The organism is Streptomyces sp. CA-210063 (assembly GCF_024612015.1).
GTDB lineage: Bacteria > Actinomycetota > Actinomycetes > Streptomycetales > Streptomycetaceae > Streptomyces.
In genome coordinates this window covers 3,361,154-3,378,542 of the sequence record NZ_CP102512.1, presented here as the reverse complement: position 1 = coordinate 3,378,542, position 17,389 = coordinate 3,361,154, and the positions used below count along the sequence as shown (strand labels likewise).

The 17,389-nt window shown below is 69.0% G+C and carries 16 protein-coding genes and 1 pseudogene; 6 read left to right on the top strand and 11 right to left on the bottom strand.

From position 1 onward, the window contains the following. Positions 1 to 93: 93 nt before the first annotated feature. The 5 genes and pseudogenes from mctP to JIX56_RS14390 all read right to left on the bottom strand — a co-directional run bounded on the left by mctP (position 94) and on the right by JIX56_RS14390 (position 4,489). The gene (gene mctP, locus JIX56_RS14410) at positions 94 to 1,722 is read right to left on the bottom strand and encodes a monocarboxylate uptake permease MctP (protein ID WP_257540793.1); all 1,629 of its coding nucleotides are present in this window, start codon (positions 1,720 to 1,722) and stop codon (positions 94 to 96) included. Continuing rightward, complete coding sequence (locus tag JIX56_RS14405; protein ID WP_257540791.1) at positions 1,719 to 1,997, bottom strand: DUF3311 domain-containing protein; 279 nt, start codon at positions 1,995 to 1,997, stop codon at positions 1,719 to 1,721. Before JIX56_RS14405 ends, mctP begins: the two co-directional genes overlap by 4 nt. Before the next feature lie 156 nt (positions 1,998 to 2,153). Continuing rightward, positions 2,154 to 2,375: a YbdD/YjiX family protein gene (locus tag JIX56_RS14400; RefSeq protein ID WP_257540789.1), complete on the bottom strand. Its 222-nt coding sequence runs from the start codon at positions 2,373 to 2,375 to the stop codon at positions 2,154 to 2,156. Beyond that, positions 2,335 to 3,723: pseudogene (locus JIX56_RS14395) on the bottom strand (carbon starvation CstA family protein); the annotation flags it as partial. The pseudogene JIX56_RS14395 and the gene JIX56_RS14400, both read right to left, overlap by 41 nt. 1 nt (position 3,724) lies before the next feature. Continuing rightward, on the bottom strand, positions 3,725 to 4,489 hold the full coding sequence (locus tag JIX56_RS14390; RefSeq protein WP_257540787.1) for a GntR family transcriptional regulator: 765 nt from the start codon (positions 4,487 to 4,489) through the stop codon (positions 3,725 to 3,727). Between the two features lie 368 nt (positions 4,490 to 4,857). Here JIX56_RS14390 and JIX56_RS14385 point away from each other — a divergent pair, with 368 nt between their 5' ends. From JIX56_RS14385 to JIX56_RS14370, 4 genes are all read left to right on the top strand, one after another. Continuing rightward, a complete protein-coding gene (locus JIX56_RS14385; RefSeq protein ID WP_257540785.1) occupies positions 4,858 to 6,144 on the top strand; it encodes an extracellular solute-binding protein in 1,287 nt (428 codons plus the stop codon). 222 nt (positions 6,145 to 6,366) lie between these two features. Next, positions 6,367 to 7,359 (top strand): carbohydrate ABC transporter permease, encoded by a 993-nt coding sequence (locus tag JIX56_RS14380; RefSeq protein ID WP_257540784.1) that lies wholly within the window; start codon positions 6,367 to 6,369, stop codon positions 7,357 to 7,359. Then, positions 7,356 to 8,198: a carbohydrate ABC transporter permease gene (locus tag JIX56_RS14375; protein ID WP_257540782.1), complete on the top strand. Its 843-nt coding sequence runs from the start codon at positions 7,356 to 7,358 to the stop codon at positions 8,196 to 8,198. The genes JIX56_RS14380 and JIX56_RS14375 overlap by 4 nt, the downstream gene beginning before the upstream one ends. Positions 8,199 to 8,207: 9 nt before the next feature. Beyond that, a complete protein-coding gene (locus JIX56_RS14370) occupies positions 8,208 to 9,761 on the top strand; it encodes a glycoside hydrolase family 3 protein (protein WP_257540780.1) in 1,554 nt (517 codons plus the stop codon). Positions 9,762 to 9,834: 73 nt separating this feature from the next. Here the strand turns inward: JIX56_RS14370 and nagB are convergent, their stop codons facing one another. After that, positions 9,835 to 10,620: a glucosamine-6-phosphate deaminase gene (gene nagB, locus JIX56_RS14365; protein WP_257550856.1), complete on the bottom strand. Its 786-nt coding sequence runs from the start codon at positions 10,618 to 10,620 to the stop codon at positions 9,835 to 9,837. A 555-nt stretch (positions 10,621 to 11,175) separates the two neighbouring features. Between nagB and JIX56_RS14360 the strand changes: the two genes are divergently transcribed. After that, positions 11,176 to 12,654, top strand: a complete 1,479-nt coding sequence (locus tag JIX56_RS14360) for a sensor histidine kinase (RefSeq protein ID WP_257540778.1) — start codon at positions 11,176 to 11,178, stop codon at positions 12,652 to 12,654. Positions 12,655 to 12,889: 235 nt separating this feature from the next. On the opposite strand, the gene JIX56_RS14355 is transcribed toward JIX56_RS14360, so the two are convergent. Together JIX56_RS14355 and JIX56_RS14350 are read right to left on the bottom strand one after the other, a co-directional pair. Then, the gene (locus tag JIX56_RS14355; protein ID WP_003992873.1) at positions 12,890 to 13,147 is read right to left on the bottom strand and encodes a WhiB family transcriptional regulator; all 258 of its coding nucleotides are present in this window, start codon (positions 13,145 to 13,147) and stop codon (positions 12,890 to 12,892) included. 320 nt (positions 13,148 to 13,467) lie between these two features. After that, a complete protein-coding gene (locus JIX56_RS14350; protein WP_257540776.1) occupies positions 13,468 to 14,439 on the bottom strand; it encodes a diacylglycerol/lipid kinase family protein in 972 nt (323 codons plus the stop codon). A gap of 173 nt (positions 14,440 to 14,612) precedes the next feature. Here JIX56_RS14350 and JIX56_RS14345 point away from each other — a divergent pair, with 173 nt between their 5' ends. Beyond that, on the top strand, positions 14,613 to 15,065 hold the full coding sequence (locus tag JIX56_RS14345) for a hypothetical protein (protein WP_257540774.1): 453 nt from the start codon (positions 14,613 to 14,615) through the stop codon (positions 15,063 to 15,065). 108 nt (positions 15,066 to 15,173) lie between these two features. On the opposite strand, the gene JIX56_RS14340 is transcribed toward JIX56_RS14345, so the two are convergent. From JIX56_RS14340 to JIX56_RS14330, 3 genes are all read right to left on the bottom strand, one after another. Further along, entirely contained in the window at positions 15,174 to 16,331 is a 1,158-nt protein-coding gene (locus JIX56_RS14340) for a SigB/SigF/SigG family RNA polymerase sigma factor (RefSeq protein WP_257540772.1), read from the bottom strand. Beyond that, a complete protein-coding gene (locus JIX56_RS14335) occupies positions 16,328 to 16,741 on the bottom strand; it encodes an anti-sigma regulatory factor (RefSeq protein ID WP_257540770.1) in 414 nt (137 codons plus the stop codon). The genes JIX56_RS14340 and JIX56_RS14335 overlap by 4 nt, the downstream gene beginning before the upstream one ends. 351 nt (positions 16,742 to 17,092) lie before the next feature. Continuing rightward, the gene (locus JIX56_RS14330; RefSeq protein WP_257540769.1) at positions 17,093 to 17,353 is read right to left on the bottom strand and encodes a UBP-type zinc finger domain-containing protein; all 261 of its coding nucleotides are present in this window, start codon (positions 17,351 to 17,353) and stop codon (positions 17,093 to 17,095) included. Positions 17,354 to 17,389 lie beyond the last annotated feature (36 nt).

Here is a 17,389-nt window from a genome sequence, read left to right as displayed (position 1 = left end):
CGGGGTCGAAGGGGCAGCGCCCCTGGGGATGGGACGGGTAGGGGCGGCGGGGGCGAGGAAAGGCCCCGCGCCGCCCCGGAACCCGGCGACGACCTAGTGGCTCGCCCCCGCCGTCGCCGGCGGCAGTTCCACCTGGACGCCCGCGTCGCCCGCGTCCGCCGTGTAGTCCTCCGGCTTGGTCTCGTCGATGCCGTCGGGGGCCTTGGCAGCCCGCAGGACGAAGGTGAGGACCACCGTGACCACGAGGTTGAGGACGAAGGCCGTCAGGCCGATGTAGCCGATCTCGCCGATCCCGGGGATCTCCGCCGAGGAGCCGCCGAAGTGCTTCTGGGTGGGGGAGGCCACGCCGTACGCGGCGATCGTGCCGTAGAGCATGCCGACCGCCCAGCCGGCGATGAGGGCCCAGCGGTGGAACCAGCGGGTGAACAGGCCGCCGACGAGGGCCGGGAAGGTCTGGAGGATCCAGATGCCGCCCAGGAGCTGGAAGTTGATGGCGACCGTCTTGTCCATGGTGAGGACGAAGGCCAGCGCGCCCACCTTCACCAGCAGGGACACCAGCTTGGAGACCTTGGTCTCCTGCGCGGGCGTGGCGTCCGGATTGATGAAGTCCTTGTAGATGTTGCGGGTGAAGAGGTTCGCCGCCGCGATGGACATGATCGCCGCGGGGACCAGCGCTCCGATACCGATGGCGGCGAAGGCGACGCCCGCGAACCAGTCGGGGAACATCGTCTCGAACAGCTGCGGGATGGCGAGCTGGCCGTTCTGCACCTGGATCCCGGCCGCGATCGCCATGAAGCCCAGCAGGGCGAGCAGGCCCAGCATCAGCGAGTACAGCGGCAGGATCGTGGTGTTGCGGCGGATGACCTCGCGGCTCCTGGACGACAGCGTCGCCGTGATCGAGTGCGGGTACATGAAGAGCGCCAGCGCCGAGCCGAGGGCCAGCGTCGCGTAGGTCCACTGGTTGGCGTCGCCCGGGACGAGCGCGCCGCGCGGCTTGTCCGTCGCCGGGTTGGTCTGGCTGTACGCCTCGCCCGCCTTGGCGAAGATGTCGTCGAAGCCGCCGAGCTTGATCGGGATGTAGATGATCGCCACCGCGATGACGATGTAGATCAGGGTGTCCTTCACGAACGCGATCAGCGCGGGGGCACGCAGACCCGAGGAGTAGGTGTAGGCCGCCAGCACGCCGAAGGCGATCAGCAGCGGCAGGTCCTTGATGAACCAGTTGGTGTCCTCGCCGCCGCCGACACCCATCACGTCCAGCACGGCCTGGATGCCGACGAGTTGGAGCGCGATGTACGGCATGGTCGCGAGGATGCCGGTCACGGCGACCGCCAGGGACAGGCCCTTCGAGCCGAAGCGGCCGCGTACGAAGTCCGAGGTCGTCACATAGCCGTGCTTGTGGGAGACCGACCACAGGCGGGGCAGGAAGGTGAAGATCAGCGGGTAGACCAGGATCGTGTAGGGCACCGCGAAGAACCCGGCCGCGCCCGCCGCGTAGATCGCCGCCGGTACGGCGACGAAGGTGTACGCGGTGTAGAGGTCTCCGCCGAGCAGGAACCAGGTGACCCAGGTGCCGAACGACCGGCCGCCCAGACCCCATTCGTCGAGGCTGTGCTCGTTCTCGGCCTTGCGCCAGCGCGCGGCCAGGAAGCCCATGACCGTGACGGCCAGGAAGAAGAAGATGAAGACGGCGAGTGCCACGCCGTTCACGCCGTCCTTCACTGCGCGGCACCCCCACTCCGGGCCTCGGACGTGCGGGCGCGCTGGTCACGCTGCCACAGGACGTACGCGGTGGCGGTGAGCGCGGTGGAGATGAGCACCCAGGCCATCTGGTACCAGTAGAAGAACGGGATGCCGATGAACGCCGGGTCCGTCTTGGCGTACGAGCCGACCCAGAGCATCGCCGCGAACGGGGCGAGCAGGCACAGGGCGATGACCACCCGGACCGGTGTCACCACCGGTCTCGCCGGCGGCTTCACTTCAGGCGCGTCTGACATACCACGGCTCCGTCCCCTCACTGATGACCTGTGATCACGCGTGTAATGCGCAGGAAATCTAAGGGACGGTTCCGTCTTATGGAACCCCTGTCCGCATAACGGATGTGTGCTGGTTCCGGGGAGGAGCCGGGCCGCCGAACGGGATCCCTTCCCCGCTCAGCAGCAGCGGAACCCCTGCCGCGGATCCGTTTCCTGCCGGTCCGTCCGCATGCGCTCGAACTCGCGTCGTGACGGCACGGGCGCGTCGGGGTCGTGGTCGCGCAGATGCTCCACATAACGGTCGTACGCCGACTCGCCGGTCAGCTCACGTACGTACCAGCGCACGCCCCTGGCCGCACTAACGACCCCGAGCGCCGCCCTGCCCAGCACCGACCGCATCGCGCGCCGCCTCCTCCTTCTCCTCCTTGGTCGGGATCAGCCCGGCCGGGGCGACGATCTTCGACTCGACGTACGTGGCCTCGCTGAGCGTGGACAGCGCGGGACGGCGGACATGCCGTACGCAGACCCGGGCGGCGTCCGCGATCACCACGATGATCAGCAGGGCGAGGAGCGCCGACAGCACACCGTCGACCGTGGAGTTGGTGACGATGGTGTGCATGTCGTCCATGCTCTTGGCGGGGGCGATGACCTCGCCCCGGTCGATCCCGTCCTGGTAGACGTCGCGCTGCTTGAAGAAGCCGACGCGCGGGTCGCTGGAGAACACCTTCTGGTAGCTCGCGGTCAGGGTGACCGTCGCGTCCCAGGCCAGCGGAACGCCCGTGATCCAGGCCCACTTCAGCCGCCCCGACTTCACCAGCAGCGTCGTACAGACCGTCAGCGCGACCGCCGCCAGCAGCTGGTTCGAGATGCCGAAGACGGGGAACAGCTGGTTGATCCCGCCGAGGGGTTCGTGGACGCCCACCCACAGGAAGTAGCCCCACAGCCCGCACACGATCGCGCTGGTGATGACCAGGCCGGGCTTCCAGCTGATGTCCTTGAACGGCCGGTAGAGGTTGCCGAGGGTGTCCTGGAGCATGAACCGGCCCACGCGGGTGCCGGCGTCGAGGGCGGTCAGGATGAACAGCGCCTCGAACATGATCGCGAAGTGGTACCAGAAGGCGCGCAGCCCGTCGCCCGTGACCTGCGAGAAGATCTCCGAGACCCCGACGGCGAGCGTGGGCGCGCCGCCGGTCCTGGACAGCAGCGACGCCTCCTCGACGTTCTTCGCGGCGGCCGCCAGCTCCTCCGGCGAGATCGAGTAGCCCCAACCGCTCACCACCTGGGAGGCGTTCTGCACGGTGTCCCCGATGACCCCGGCGGGCGCGTTCATCGCGAAGTACAGCCCCGGGTCGATGATCGAGGCCGCGATCAGTGCCATCACGGCCACGGACGACTCCATCAGCATGGAGCCGTAGCCGATCATCCGGACCTGTGTCTCCTTCTGGATCATCTTCGGCGTCGTACCGGAGGAGATGAGGGCGTGGAAGCCGGACAGCGCCCCGCAGGCGATCGTGATGAAGACGAACGGGAAGAGCGAGCCCGCGAAGACCGGCCCGTCGCCGCGCGAGGCGAAGTCCGTCACCGCGTCCATCTTCAGCGTCGGCAGGGCGAAGACGACCCCCAGCGCGAGCAGCACGATCGTGCCGATCTTCATGAAGGTGGAGAGGTAGTCGCGGGGCGCGAGCAGCATCCACACCGGCAGGATCGAGGCGATGAACCCGTACGCCACCAGCCAGATCACAAGTGGCTCAGTCCTGCGGCCGCTTGAGCCTCGCCACGAACTTGTACCGGTCGCCTCGGTACACGGACCGCACCCACTCCACCGGCTGCCCGTCCTTGTCCAGCGAGTGGCGGGAGAGCATCAGCATCGGCAGGCCCACGTCCGTGCCCAGCAGGCCGGCCTCACGCGGGGTGGCCAGCGAGGTCTCGATGGTCTCCTCGGCCTCGGCGAGATGGACGTCGTAGACCTCGGCGAGTGCGGTGTAGAGGGAGGTGTACTTGACCAGTGACCTGCGCAGCGCGGGGAAGCGCTTGGCGGACAGGTGGGTCGTCTCGATCGCCATCGGTTCGCCGTTGGCCATGCGGAGGCGCTCGATGCGCAGGACCCGGCCGCCGGCGGTGATGTCGAGCAGCCCGGCGAGGGTGTCGTCGGCGGTGATGTAGCCGATGTCCAGCAGCTGCGAGGTGGGTTCGAGGCCCTGGGCCCGCATGTCCTCGGTGTACGAGGTCAGTTGCAGCGCCTGGGAGACCTTCGGCTTGGCGACGAACGTGCCCTTGCCCTGGATGCGCTCAAGGCGCCCCTCGACGACCAGCTCCTGCAACGCCTGCCGCACGGTCGTGCGCGAGGTGTCGAACTCGGCGGCGAGCGTGCGCTCGGGCGGCACCGGCGTGCCGGGCGGCAGCGTCTCGGTCATGTCGAGCAGGTGCTTCTTCAGGCGGTAGTACTTGGGCACGCGTGCGGTACGGACGGTCGCCCCGTTCTCGTTCTCCGCACTGCTGACGTCGGTGCTCATGCTCCGCCTTCCCGGCTCCTCGTGGCGTGATCCCTCTGTATACCTTCGCAGGCCCCGCTGGTCTAGTCCACGGTGCGATCCCCGTTGGTCTACTCCGCGAAGGTGCAGTGGTCTACCCGGAGAGTGTGGCTCAACCGCGCGGTTTTCGCTGGCTTATTACATAAAGGTTCTTGCATATGTAGGTCGCATAACGGCTGGTGGGAGGGGGTTCGAGCACCCTTGACAGAGTGAATGGTCTCAGCCAAGCTCCGGCGTACTGGTCTACACCATTGGTCCAGGTCCTGGCCCCATGGGCGGTACGTCTGTCACCGCGGGGAGCAGGGGGGTTTGTGGCATCCCTGAGCAATGGCATCCCTGAGGAGGGTGGCGTGAAGAGGAAGCTGACGACCGCGATCTGTGTCGCGGGCATGATGGTCTCCATCGCGGCGTGCGGGGGCGGCGAGAGCGGACGTGAGAGCTCGGACACGGGTGCGGACACCAAGGAGCTGACCGTCTGGCTCACCGTGGACGCGCAGAACAACTGGCCGGAGCTGGTCAAGGCCGCCGACGCGGCGATCGAGAAGAAGCACCCCGGGATCACGATCAAGCACGAGTACTACGGCTGGCCCGACAAGAACGCCAAGCTCGACGCCGTCCTCGCCACCGACAAGGCCCCCGACGTGGTCGAGATGGGCAACACGGAGATGCTCGCCTACATGGTCAAGGGCGCCTTCGCCCCTGTCGACCCGGCGAAGTTCGACGGCTCCGACGCCTGGCTGGACGGCCTGAAGGCCTCCGTCACCTATGAGGGCAAGACCTACGGCGTCCCGTACTACGCCGGCGGACGTGTCGCCAACTGGCGCAAGGACCTCTTCGCCGCGGCGGGCGTCAAGTCCGCCCCGAAGACGTACGAGGAGCTCACGGCCGCCCTCGACAAGGTCCAGAAGAAGCAGGGCGACAAGTTCAGCGCCTGGTACCAGCCCACCCGCGACTGGTACGCGGCCATGTCCTTCGTCTACGACGCCGGCGGCTCCATAGCGGTCGAGTCCGGCAGCGAGTGGAAGGCCAACCTCTCCTCCCCGGAGTCCATCAAGGGCCTGAACGAGTTCAAGAACGTCGTCGACACGTACATGCACGGCGACAAGACCAAGGACGAGTCCGACCGTTACATCGTCTACGGCCAGGGCAAGTCCGGCATGATCTTCGCCCCCGCCTGGGAGGGCGCGACCGCCGCGGCCAAGGAGAACGACAAGACCGGCAAGCTCGAAGGCAACGTCGAGAACTTCGTGATGCCCGGCCCGTCCGGCAAGAACCTGCCCGTCTTCCTCGGCGGATCGGACCTCGCCGTCCCGGTGAAGTCCGACGCGCAGACCGTCGCCGCCGAGTGGATCAACGCCTTCACCGGCTCCTCCGGCCAGAAGGGCCTGATCGAGAAGGGCAACCTGCCCAACAACAAGACCGACCTCGCCACCCTCAAGGACGACCCGGCGACGGCGGTCCCGGCCACCGCGGCCGAGTCCAACTGGTTCGTCCCGATGGCGCCCGGCTGGGGCCAGGTCGAGAAGGCGCAGATCCTGCAGACCATGCTGCAGTCCATCGGCACCGGCAAGCAGTCGGTCGAGGAGGCCGCGAAGGAAGCGGACGCCGAGATCGACAAGGTCATCAACACCAAGTGACGGTGACCTGCCGGTCGGGCCTGGCCGTGGTGGCCGGGCCCGACCGGGAGGTGCCGCGGTGGCCGGCCGGTGGGTGACATCGGTTCGGCCGGTGGTGATTTACGAAAGTGCCGCGATGGGGTGTCGGGTCGGTGCCGGTGCGTCGTGGCTGGTCGCGCAGTTCCCCGCGCCCCTCTGGGGGGCGCCTGCTGCCGGCCCCTCCTTTAGTTGCTTAGGAGCGCGATGAGTGCCGCAGACACGACTGCCCCTGCGAAGATGCCGCCCGCGCGGCCCGCACCCCCGCCACCGTCGGCGGCCCCGGAACGGCCGGGCAGAAAGCGGACTCCCGGCGGCGCCGCCGTCCCCTGGGCCCTCCTGGCCCCCTGCCTGCTGATCCTCGCCCTCGTCCTCGGCTATCCGCTGGTCCGGCTCGTCACCCTGTCCTTCCAGGAGTTCGGCCAGTCCCAGCTGTGGGGATTCAAGCCCGCGGAGTCGGTCGGCTTCGACAACTTCTCCAAGGTGCTGGGTGACAGCGAGTTCTGGACGGTCGTCGTCCGGACCATCGTCTTCGCCGCCGCCTGCGTCACCTTCACGATGGTCATCGGCATGGCGATCGCCCTGCTGCTCCAGCGGGTCTCCGGCTGGGTGAAGACGCTCATCAACATCGCCCTGGTGGCGAGTTGGGGCATGCCGATCATCGTGGCCACCACCGTCTTCAAGTGGCTCTTCGACTCCGACTACGGCGTCCTCAACGCGCTCCTCAGCAAGCTCCCCGGCGTCGACATGATCGGCCACAACTGGTTCGCCAGCGGCGCCGAGGGCCTGGCCGTCATCACGCTCCTCGTGGTGTGGGGCGCGGTGCCGTTCGTCGTCATCACCCTCAGCGCCGGACTCACCCAGGTGCCGAAGGAGTTGGAGGAGGCCGCCCGCCTCGACGGTGCCGGCGCGTGGGGCGTGTTCCGCTACGTCACCCTTCCCATCCTCAAGCCGATCATCGTGATGCTCACGACCCTGTCGGTCATCTGGGACATGGGCGTCTTCCCACAGGTCTTCGTGATGCGGGGCGGGCACCCGGAGGCCGAGTTCCAACTGCTCACCACCTACTCGTACGACAAGGCGTTCGTGGTCAACGACTACGCGCAGGGCTCGGCGATCGCCCTGCTGACCGTGCTGTTGCTGCTCGGCGTGATCGGGGTCTACATGCGTCAGATGCTGAAGATCGGAGAGGTCGAATGAGTACCGCCACTGTCTCCGGCCCCCGGAGGTCCAAGCTCGGCTGGAACCTCCTCGGTCTGTTCGTCTTCGTCACCGCGGGCTTCCCCGTCTACTGGATGCTGAACACGGCATTCAAGCCCGCCAAGGACGCGATCGACCCCGACCCCAGCCTGCTGCCGACGTCGATCACCTTCGCCAACTTCGGCCGGGCACTGGACATCGCCGACTTCTGGGGCCCGGTCGGCCGCAGCCTCGTCGTCTCCCTCACGGTCGTCGTGGTCGGCATCGTCGTCGGCATGCTGGCGGCCCTCGCCATCTCCCGCTTCGCCTTCCGCGGCCGCAAGGTGGTGATCGTCGGCATCCTGGCGGTGCAGATGGTCCCGCTGGTCGCGATGATCATCCCGGTCTTCCTGCTCCTGAACGACCTCGGCCAGTACGACCGCCTCAGCGGCCTCGTCCTCACCTATCTGACCTTCATCCTCCCGTTCACCGTGTGGACCCTGCGCGGCTTCATCGTCAACATCCCGCGCGAACTGGAGGAGGCGGCCATGGTCGACGGCTGCTCCCGCACCACCGCCTTCCTCCGTGTGGTCTTCCCGCTGCTCGCGCCCGGCATGGTGGCGACCTCGGTCTACGGCTTCATCCAGGCGTGGAACGAGTATCTGTACGCCCTGATGCTGATGAGCCAGGAGAAGCAGACCGCGACCGTCTGGCTCGGCAACTTCACCACCAAACACGGCACCGAATACGCCCCGATGATGGCCGGCTCCACCCTGATGGCCGTGCCGATCGTCGTCCTCTTCCTCCTCGTCCAGCGCAAGATGGCCGCGGGCCTCACCGCGGGCGCCGTGAAGGGATAACCCCACCCGATGACGACATTCGCCACTGGCCCGACCGGTTCACATTCGGGACAGGACGCTCTCACGCGCGACGCGCTGACGGTCCTCCAGCCCGGATTCACGGGCACCACCGCCCCCGACTGGCTGCTGCGCCGCCTCGGCGAGGGCCTCGCCTCCGTCGGCCTCTTCGGCCGGAACATCACCTCGCCCGAGCAACTGGCCGCCCTCACTGACCGGTTGCGCGCCGAGCACGAGGACGTCCTGGTCGCCATCGACGAGGAGGGCGGCGACGTCACCCGCCTGGAGGTCCGCACCGGCTCCTCCTTCCCCGGCAACCACGCCCTGGGCGCGGTCGACGACGTGGACCTGACCAGCAAGGTCGCCTTCGCGCTGGGCCACCGCCTGGCGGAGTGCGGCGTCAACTTCAACTGGGCCCCGTCGGCCGACGTGAACGCCAACCCCGCCAACCCCGTCATCGGCGTCCGCTCCTTCGGCGCCGACCCCGAGCTGGTCGCCCGTCACACGGCCGCCTATGTCACCGGCCTCCAGGCCGCGGGTGTCGCCGCCTGCACCAAGCACTTCCCGGGCCACGGCGACACCGCCGTCGACTCCCACCTCTCCCTGCCCCGCATCGACGCGGACCGCGCGCTCGTGGACTCCCGCGACCTGGCCCCCTTCCGGGCCGCCATCGGCGCCGGATCGCGCGCGATGATGAGCGCCCACATCCTGGTCCCCGCCCTGGACCCCGACCTCCCGGCAACGTTGTCCCGCGGCATCCTGACGGACCTCCTCCGCGGCGAACTCGGCTACGACGGCCTCATCGTCACCGACGGCATGGAGATGCGCGCCATCGCCGGCACCTACGGCATCGAACACGGCAGCGTCCTCGCCCTCGCCGCCGGAGCCGACGCCATCTGCGTCGGCGGCGGCCTCGCCGACGACGAGACCGTCCGCCGCCTCCGTGACGCCCTCATCACCGCCGTCCGCACCGGCGATCTCCAGGAAGAACGCCTCGCGGACGCGGCCGGCCGGGTCCGGGCCCTGGCGAAGTGGACCCGGTCGGCCGCCGGGGGAGCGCGGCGCGGCGCCGGGACAGACCACGAGGTCATCGGCGACACCGAGGAGGCCGCGAACCTCGGGGGAGTCGGCCTCGTGGCCGCCCGGCGCGCGCTCACGTCGACCTTCGCGGAGCCCTACGAGCCGCCCACCCAGCCCTTGTACGTCGCCGCCTTCACCCCCGTGGCGAACATCGCGGTGGGCGACGAGACCCCCTGGGGCGTCGGCGCGGAACTGGCCCGCCTCCTCCCGGGCACCGAGACGGGCACCTTCGCGGGCGACAGCGCCGGCGCCTCCGCGCTGGCGGTCGCCGGCACCCGCCGTATCGTCGCCGTCGTCCGCGACGAACACCGCCACCCCTGGATGACCACCGCCCTCGACACCCTCCTCAGCACCCGCCCCGACACCATCGTGGTGGAGATGGGCATCCCCCAGTCCCCACCCCGCGGCCCCCTCCACATCGCGACGCACGGCGCGGCGAGGGTGTGCGGAAGGGCGGCGGCGGAGGTCGTCGCGGGAGTGCGCTAGAGGATTCCCCGAAGTACACGTAGACGCCACGGCCCTCCCCAGGGCCGTGGCGCCTACGACGTACTCAGTAGCCCTAGATCCCCTGCCAGGCCGGCTTGTTGTCGTACGTGTGCCGGAAGTAGTCCGCCAGCTTCAGCTTCGACGCGGCTGCCTCGTCCACGACCACGGTCGCGTGCGGATGGAGCTGCAGCGCCGAGGCCGGGCACACCGCGGCCACCGGTCCCTCCACGGTCGCCGCCACGGCGTCCGCCTTCCCCTCGCCCGTGGCCAGCAGGATCAGGTGCCGGGCCTCCAGGATCGTGCCTATGCCCTGGGTGATGACGTGGTGCGGCACCTGCTCGATGTCGCCGTCGAAGAACCGGGCGTTGTCGATCCGGGTCTGCCGGGTCAGCGTCTTGATCCGTGTCCGGGAGGCCAGCGACGAGCACGGCTCGTTGAATCCGATGTGCCCGTCGGTCCCGATGCCGAGCACCTGCAGATCCACACCCCCCGCCTCCGTCAGCGCCCTGTCGTACGCCGCGCTCGCGCCCGCCACGTCCTCGGCGGTCCCGTCGGGCCCCATGAACGCGTCCATGCCGAGCCCCAACGGCTCCAGCACCTCCCGCCGCAGCACCGAGCGGTACGACTCGGGATGCTCGGCCGGCAGCCCCACGTACTCGTCGAGCTGCGCGACCCGCGCCCGCGAGGCGTCCACGGCACCGGACCGCACCTTCGCCGTCAGCGCCTGATAGATGGGCAGCGGCGTCGACCCCGTGGCCACCCCGAGCAGCGCGTCGGGCTTCCGCCGGAGCAACTCCGCCATCGCCTCGGCTATGAGCTCGCCACCCGCCTTGGCATCCGGAACGATGACAACTTCCACGCTGACCCCGCCGATCTGGGAAGAAGGACTCAAGAGGGCTCAACCGGAATCTACCGGGCTCAAGCACCTCCCATGTGGTGTAGACCAATCTACCAGGGGATGTCGCCGGCCCGGCCGGCATTCAGGCCCACCCCCGGACCGTAGCGGGCTACTCTGCGGGTAAGCCGTCGGCAGATGTCGGACGAGGGAACAACAACAAACATCCGCCAACGCATGGACACACGCAGTGGTCTAGTCAACAATGCGTAGTGGGGCATGTGATCGATCAGCGGCCCGGCCGCGGCCGATCACATACGAACGAGAAACCAAGCCTCCGCTTTCCCCGCACAGGAAGGCGGACCGAGGACCCGGCGCTCTCTGCCCTGACTGCTCCGGATCCTCATCCTTCGGCCGACCGGGACCGCACACCCCACGGCCGATGTTGCTCCGGGCTGCGGTGCCGGGAGGGCTGAGGGTCCCTCTCAGGCGCCGCGGCCCGCGGGTGTCCCCGGGGCCGTGCCGAGGCACGGGCGGCTGTTCCTGGCCGTGTCCGTACCGCCAGGTACGCTCGCACACGTGCCCTCCATGAACGAACTCGTCCGCCAGCACACCGCTCTCAGCGACTCCGACCTCGAGTGGCTGCATCTGCTGGTGTCGGAGTGGCAGCTTCTCTCCGACCTCTCCTTCGCCGACCTCGTCCTGTGGGTCCCCACACGCGACGGCACCCGCTATGTCTCCGTGGCCCAGATGCGCCCCAACACGGGCCCCACCTCGTACCAGGACGACATGGTCGGCCACCTGGTCCCCCGCGGCCGCCGCCCCCTTCTCGACGCCGCCCACGACGAGGGCCGCATCGTCCGCGAGGGCGACCCCGAGTGGCGCGAGGAGGTGCCCGTACGGGTCGAGTCCATCCCCGTGCGCAGGGAGGGCCGCGTCCTCGGTGTCATCGCGCGCAACACCAATCTGCTCACCGTGCGCACCCCGAGCCGCCTGGAGCTGACCTACCTCCAGAGCGCGTCCGACCTGGCCCAGATGATCGCCGCCGGCGCGTTCCCGTTCCCCGACCAGCAGGTCGACATGGACGCCTCACCGCGCGTCGGCGACGGCCTGATCAGGCTCGACGCCGACGGCATCGTCCAGTACGCCTCGCCGAACGCCCTCTCCGCGTACCACCGCCTCGGCCTCGCCGCCGACCTCGTGGGCTGCCACCTCGGCCGTACGACCGCCGAACTGGCCCCGTCCCGGGGTCCGGTGGACGAGGCACTGGCCAAGGTGGCGAGCGGGTGGGCGCCGCGCGAGTTCGAGATCGAGTCCGTCGACGGGGTGATCCAGTTCCGCGCGATCCCCCTCAAGCCCAAGGGCCCGCGCATCGGTTCGCTGGTGCTGCTGCGGGACGTGACGGAACTGCGGCGCCGCGAGCGTGAGTTGATCACCAAGGACGCGACCATCCGGGAGATCCACCACCGGGTGAAGAACAACCTCCAGACCGTCGCCGCGCTGCTGCGTCTCCAGGCCCGGCGCATCGAGTCCGAGCGCGGCCGGGAGGCCCTCGAAGAGGCCGTACGACGGGTCGGATCGATCGCCATCGTGCATGAGACGCTGTCCCAGAATCTGGACGAACGCGTGGAGTTCGACGAGATCGCCGACCGGGTGCTCGCCATGGTCGCCGAGATCTCACCCGGCAAGGTCATCGGCCGGCGCACCGGACGCTTCGGCATCCTGGACGCGGAGGTCGCGACCCCGCTCTCCATGGTCCTCACCGAGATCCTGCAGAACGCCCTCGAGCACGGCTTCCGTGAGGGCGACACCGGCAGCGTCGAGGTCTCGGCCGTACGTGGCGGCACCACCACCAAGGAGACCCGCCTCCTCGTCACCGTCCAGGACGACGGCATCGGCCTGCCCGAGGGGTTCGACCCGCATCGCTCGGGCAATCTCGGCCTGCAGATCGTACGGACGCTGGTGGAGGGCGAGTTGGGCGGCACCTTCGACATGGTCCCCGCCCCCGAGCGCGGCACCCAGGTGATCCTCGACATCCCGGTGCGCGCCCAGAAGTAGCGGTGGGGGAGACACCGGCCACCGGAATACGTCGGACGCATGCTTCGCGGTCACCGCGACCGGCGTAGGGAATTCGGCATCGCAAACAGCACCGAGCCCCGGACCATGGTGTGGTCCGGGGCTCGGGCTCGTGGCTGATTAAGCGCACCGGGGGCACTGCGCGCTGCGGCTCGGGGGCGGGAGAAGCGCACTCGCTGTGCGCGCCGCCAAGCTCAGGCTATTGCTGGGTGGGATGTCAGGCGGATGCCTGACGTGCCCGGTTGCGGGCGGCGCGGCGCTTCATGGCGCGGCGCTCGTCCTCGCTGAGACCACCCCAGACGCCGGAGTCCTGGCCGGACTCAAGCGCCCACTGCAGACACTGCTCGATAACCGGGCAGCGACGGCAGACAGCCTTGGCTTCCTCGATCTGCAGCAGCGCAGGACCGGTGTTGCCGATGGGGAAGAAGAGCTCGGGGTCTTCCTCGCGGCAAACGGCGTTGTGACGCCAGTCCATGGCTGCTACCTCTCCTTGGTATTACATGCACGTTGCTTGTGAATGTGAACGCTTTCACGAATCCCTCAACAAGTGAAGGGCCGATCACCAGACGGACTGGTGTGGTCCTGTGATTTGAGGAGGGGTTCCGGCGCTCTTTGCGGAGCCGATGTTGCGGGCTGTCCCGAGCGCCACGTAGAGACTCGCAAACCTCAGCGGCGGATACAACCCCTTCCGGAAAGTTTTTTTTGATTCCTCGGTGTCGACTGTGTCACAGCCGTACTTCCATGGGGTGGACCCTGGCCTAAACGTTCGAGTGGAAGGACTTTTGCCCGTTCCGCTCACACAATCACACGCAGTGCACGGCGTACGCCTGTGAACGTCACGCTCGTACGCAGTCCGAGGTGGTCGCCGTCCATCTGGAGGGGGAGGGGGGCCTTCGAATGCAAGGTGAAGTCGGTCAGGTCATGCAGAGTGGTGGCGTGCTTGCCGCGAGGTCCGCGCTCGGGGGACGAAGTGAGCAACTGTGTGCCATATCGGGCGACCGCGGGCGTCGACATGCGGCTGAGACCGAGCACGTCGAGGCCTTTATCGAACGAGGCCTTAGGCGACGCGTACACCGGGCGATTGCCCAGAAACGTCCACGGGGACGTGTTGCAGACTATGGACAGCACAAGATCGGAAATCGGTTCTTCGCCGGCCCGCTCCAAAGTGATCGTGCCGAGCCTGCGGTGGGGCTCCTCCAGGAACTGCCGGAATACCTGACGCAGGTAAAGAGCGTGTGTGGATTTCCGTCCGCGTTCCCGCTGTTGCTCGACCCGGCCGATCACACCCGCGTCGAATCCGAGGCCGGCGCAGAAGGTGAACCAGCGGGACGGCACCGCCTCGTCCTCCGTGCCCGGGGTGCCCGAGGCCATACCCAGGCCGACCGTGCGCTCCCGGCTCTCGCGCAGCGCGTCCAACAGGACGCCCGTGGCCTCCACCGCGTCGTTCGGCAGGCCGAGGGCGCGGGCGAAGACGTTGGTGGAACCGCCGGGGACCACGGCGAGACGGGGGAGGCGGTCGGGGTCGGGTCCGTGGTGCAGCAGGCCGTTGACGACCTCGTTGACCGTGCCGTCGCCGCCGAGCGCCACGACGAGCTCGATGTCGTCCTTGCCCTCCGCCGCCCGGCGGGCGAGGTCCCGGGCGTGACCCCGGTACTCCGTGGTGACCGCCTCGAGCTTCATCTCACTCGCGAGAGCGTGGATCAGCACATCGCGCGTACGTGCGCTTGTGGTGGTTGCCGCCGGATTGACCACGAGAAGTGCACGCATGGATTGCAGGGTACCTACTGGGTGGTACTCGCCCCATACCGAGGTGCGGATCAAGCGGGAGATCGGGTAGTGACGATGAGCACGTGAGGGCGCGCGGCGGCACCGTGTGTGCCGGGCGCCGGAGCGGGTACCGGGGCCGGGGCGGGCCCTCGGGCGACGGCTACCCTTCAGGGGTGAGCCCTGAGCAGAACCCCACACCGGACACCTCCGACGCCGAGCCCCGCCCCGGGCGGCTGACCGCCGCGGCCGCGCTGGCCGCGCTGGAGGGGGTGGCCCTGCTGGTGGGCGGCGGAGCGATGCTCGTCCTGGGCTTCACCGGCGACTCCGGCGACCTGAGCACCGGTGTCACCGGGGGCATCACGCTCATCGCGCTGGCCCTGCTGCCGCTGATCGCCGCCCGCGGGCTGCTGCTGCGGCGCGGCTGGAGCCGGGGGCCCGCCGTGATCACCCAGATCATGGCGCTGCCGGTGGCCTACAACCTGCTGCGCGCCGACAGCCTGTCGATCCCGGCGGGCATCGTGCTGGCCGCCGTCGCCGTCGCCGCACTGGTCCTGCTGATCAATCCCGCGACGACCCAGGCCCTCGGAATCCAGGGGCCGGGCCGGGCGGAGGAGACGAAGCGATAGCGCTCCGCCGGAGCGCGGCAGGGAAGCGGCGACCGTCGGTGGCTGCGCGCGCCCGCACGGTGGAGCCGCGCGCCGATACAGCCCCACGCCCCTGACGGGGCGGGGCCGCTACTCCTCCACCAGCAGCTTCTCGCGCAGCTGTGCCAGCGTCCTCGCCAGCAGGCGGGAGACGTGCATCTGGGAGATGCCGACCTCCTGCGCGATCTGCGACTGGGTCATGTTGCCGAAGAAGCGCAGGAGCAGGATGCGCTTCTCCCGGGGCGGGAGGTCCTCCAGCAGCGGCTTGAGGGACTCGCGGTACTCGACGCCCTCCAGTGCCTCGTCCTCGGCGCCGAGCGTGTCCGCGACGGCCGGTGACTCGTCGTCGGTGTCGGGGACGTCCAGGGACAGCGTGGAGTACGCGTTGGCCGACTCCAGGCCCTCCAGGACCTCCTCCTCCGAGATGGCCAGCTTCTCGGCCAGCTCGTGCACCGTCGGGGACCGGCCGTGCTGCTGGGACAGCTCGGCCGTGGCCGTGGTCAGCGCGAGGCGCAGCTCCTGCAGCCGGCGCGGCACCCGCACCGCCCAGCCCTTGTCGCGGAAGTGCCGCTTGATCTCGCCGACGACCGTGGGGGTCGCGTACGTGGAGAACTCCACGCCGCGGTCCGGGTCGAAGCGGTCCACCGACTTGATCAGGCCGATGGTGGCGACCTGCGTCAGGTCGTCCAGCGGCTCGCCGCGGTTGCGGAAGCGGCGTGCGAGGTGCTCCACGAGCGGCAGATGCATCCGGACCAGCCGGTTGCGCAGCTCCGCGTACTCGGCACTGCCGTCCGGCAGGGCACGCAGCTGTACGAACAGGGCTCGCGCCCCGCTGCGGTCCTGAGGGTCGTGCTGCGTGCTTCGCACGCTCTGCGCGCCCGCCTCGTCGTGTCGCTCGTGCTCGCTCATAGTCCCGCCCGCCGTCACCGTTCCCCCAGCTCTCGACTGTGCTCGAGCGGGGGAGGCCCCAGTCCGCCCTCGTGAGGACGTGGTGCTCCGTAGGGCACTCTCCGGATCCCGTTGCCCGTCGGAGAGCGCCTCGCGCTCCTCGCCGTCGGCCGGCTCCGCCCACCGAGACGCTCCGGCCGCCGCCGAGGAGTCGTCCTCCGGGTGCGGCCGGGCCTGCTCGGGGATGCCGTCGACGCCGTCCGCCAGATGCGCCGGTCCACTCGGACCGCCGTCATCCTCCGCGGGAAGTTCCCGTGTGCCGCGTTCTTCGTCCCGCACCGGACCGTCCCCGTTCCTCACGCCGGCCCGGGTCCCGCGCCGCGCTGTTTGTAGAGGCTGATCGAAACGGTTTTGTCGTCGGCGACCGCGGAGGAGACCTTGCCCGCCAGGGCCGACAGCACGGTCCAGGCGAAGGTGTCTCGTGCGGGGGCGTGGCCGTCCGTGGTGGGGGCCGACACCGTGACCTCCAGCGAATCGTCGATGAGGCGGAAGGTACAGCTCAGCACCGAGCCGGGCACGGCCTGCTGGAGCAGGATCGCGCAGGCCTCGTCGACCGCGATGCGAAGGTCCTCGATCTCGTCGAGGGTGAAGTCCAAACGGGCCGCGAGGCCGGCCGTCGCCGTACGCAGCACCGACAGGTAGGCACCCGCGGCCGGCAGCCGGACTTCCACGAAGTCCTGGGTCCCGGGCTCGCCTGCGATCTGGGACACCCTCACCTCCAAGGTGGTACAAGCTTCTTCGGGGGCCGAGGGTCGCCCCCCGGGTAATGCGCTACGTGGTTCAGCGGTGACGCTATCGCGCTCCCGAGTGCCGTGTCCTCAGGGTCCTGGAGACCCCACCCCATGCTGTCACTCATAGTAAGCCTATGAATACGCTCGGTGGCTAGAGGTCTGCGGGCCTCAAATAGGAAGAGCGCGCGCCGGATTGACGTACCCAGGCGTCGGACTGCCGAACCTTGTCACACGAGTACGTCGACGTGTCACGGGGTGACATGGTTCCGTCGTACGACGTCGCGGACGTGTTCGGAGGGGTCCTGTTCGGGTCCGATCGGCTCCTTCGGGTCATACGAGTACATGGTCGACGAAGCACCAGCGCCAGGACTCGCCCGCTTCGAAGGTGCGCATGATGGGATGGCCGCTCTCCTTGTGGTGCTCGGTCGCGTGCCGCATCGGCGAGGAGTCGCAGCAGCCCACGTGCCCGCACTCCAGGCACATCCGCAACTGCACCGGGTGGCTCCCGGCGGCCAGGCACTCCGGGCACGTCTCGCTCAGGGGTTCGGGCTCGGGGTGCGGCAGCGCGTCCGCGTGCGTGCACTGTTTCATGATTGCCAGGTTACGACGGGTGCGCGAAACCTCGCG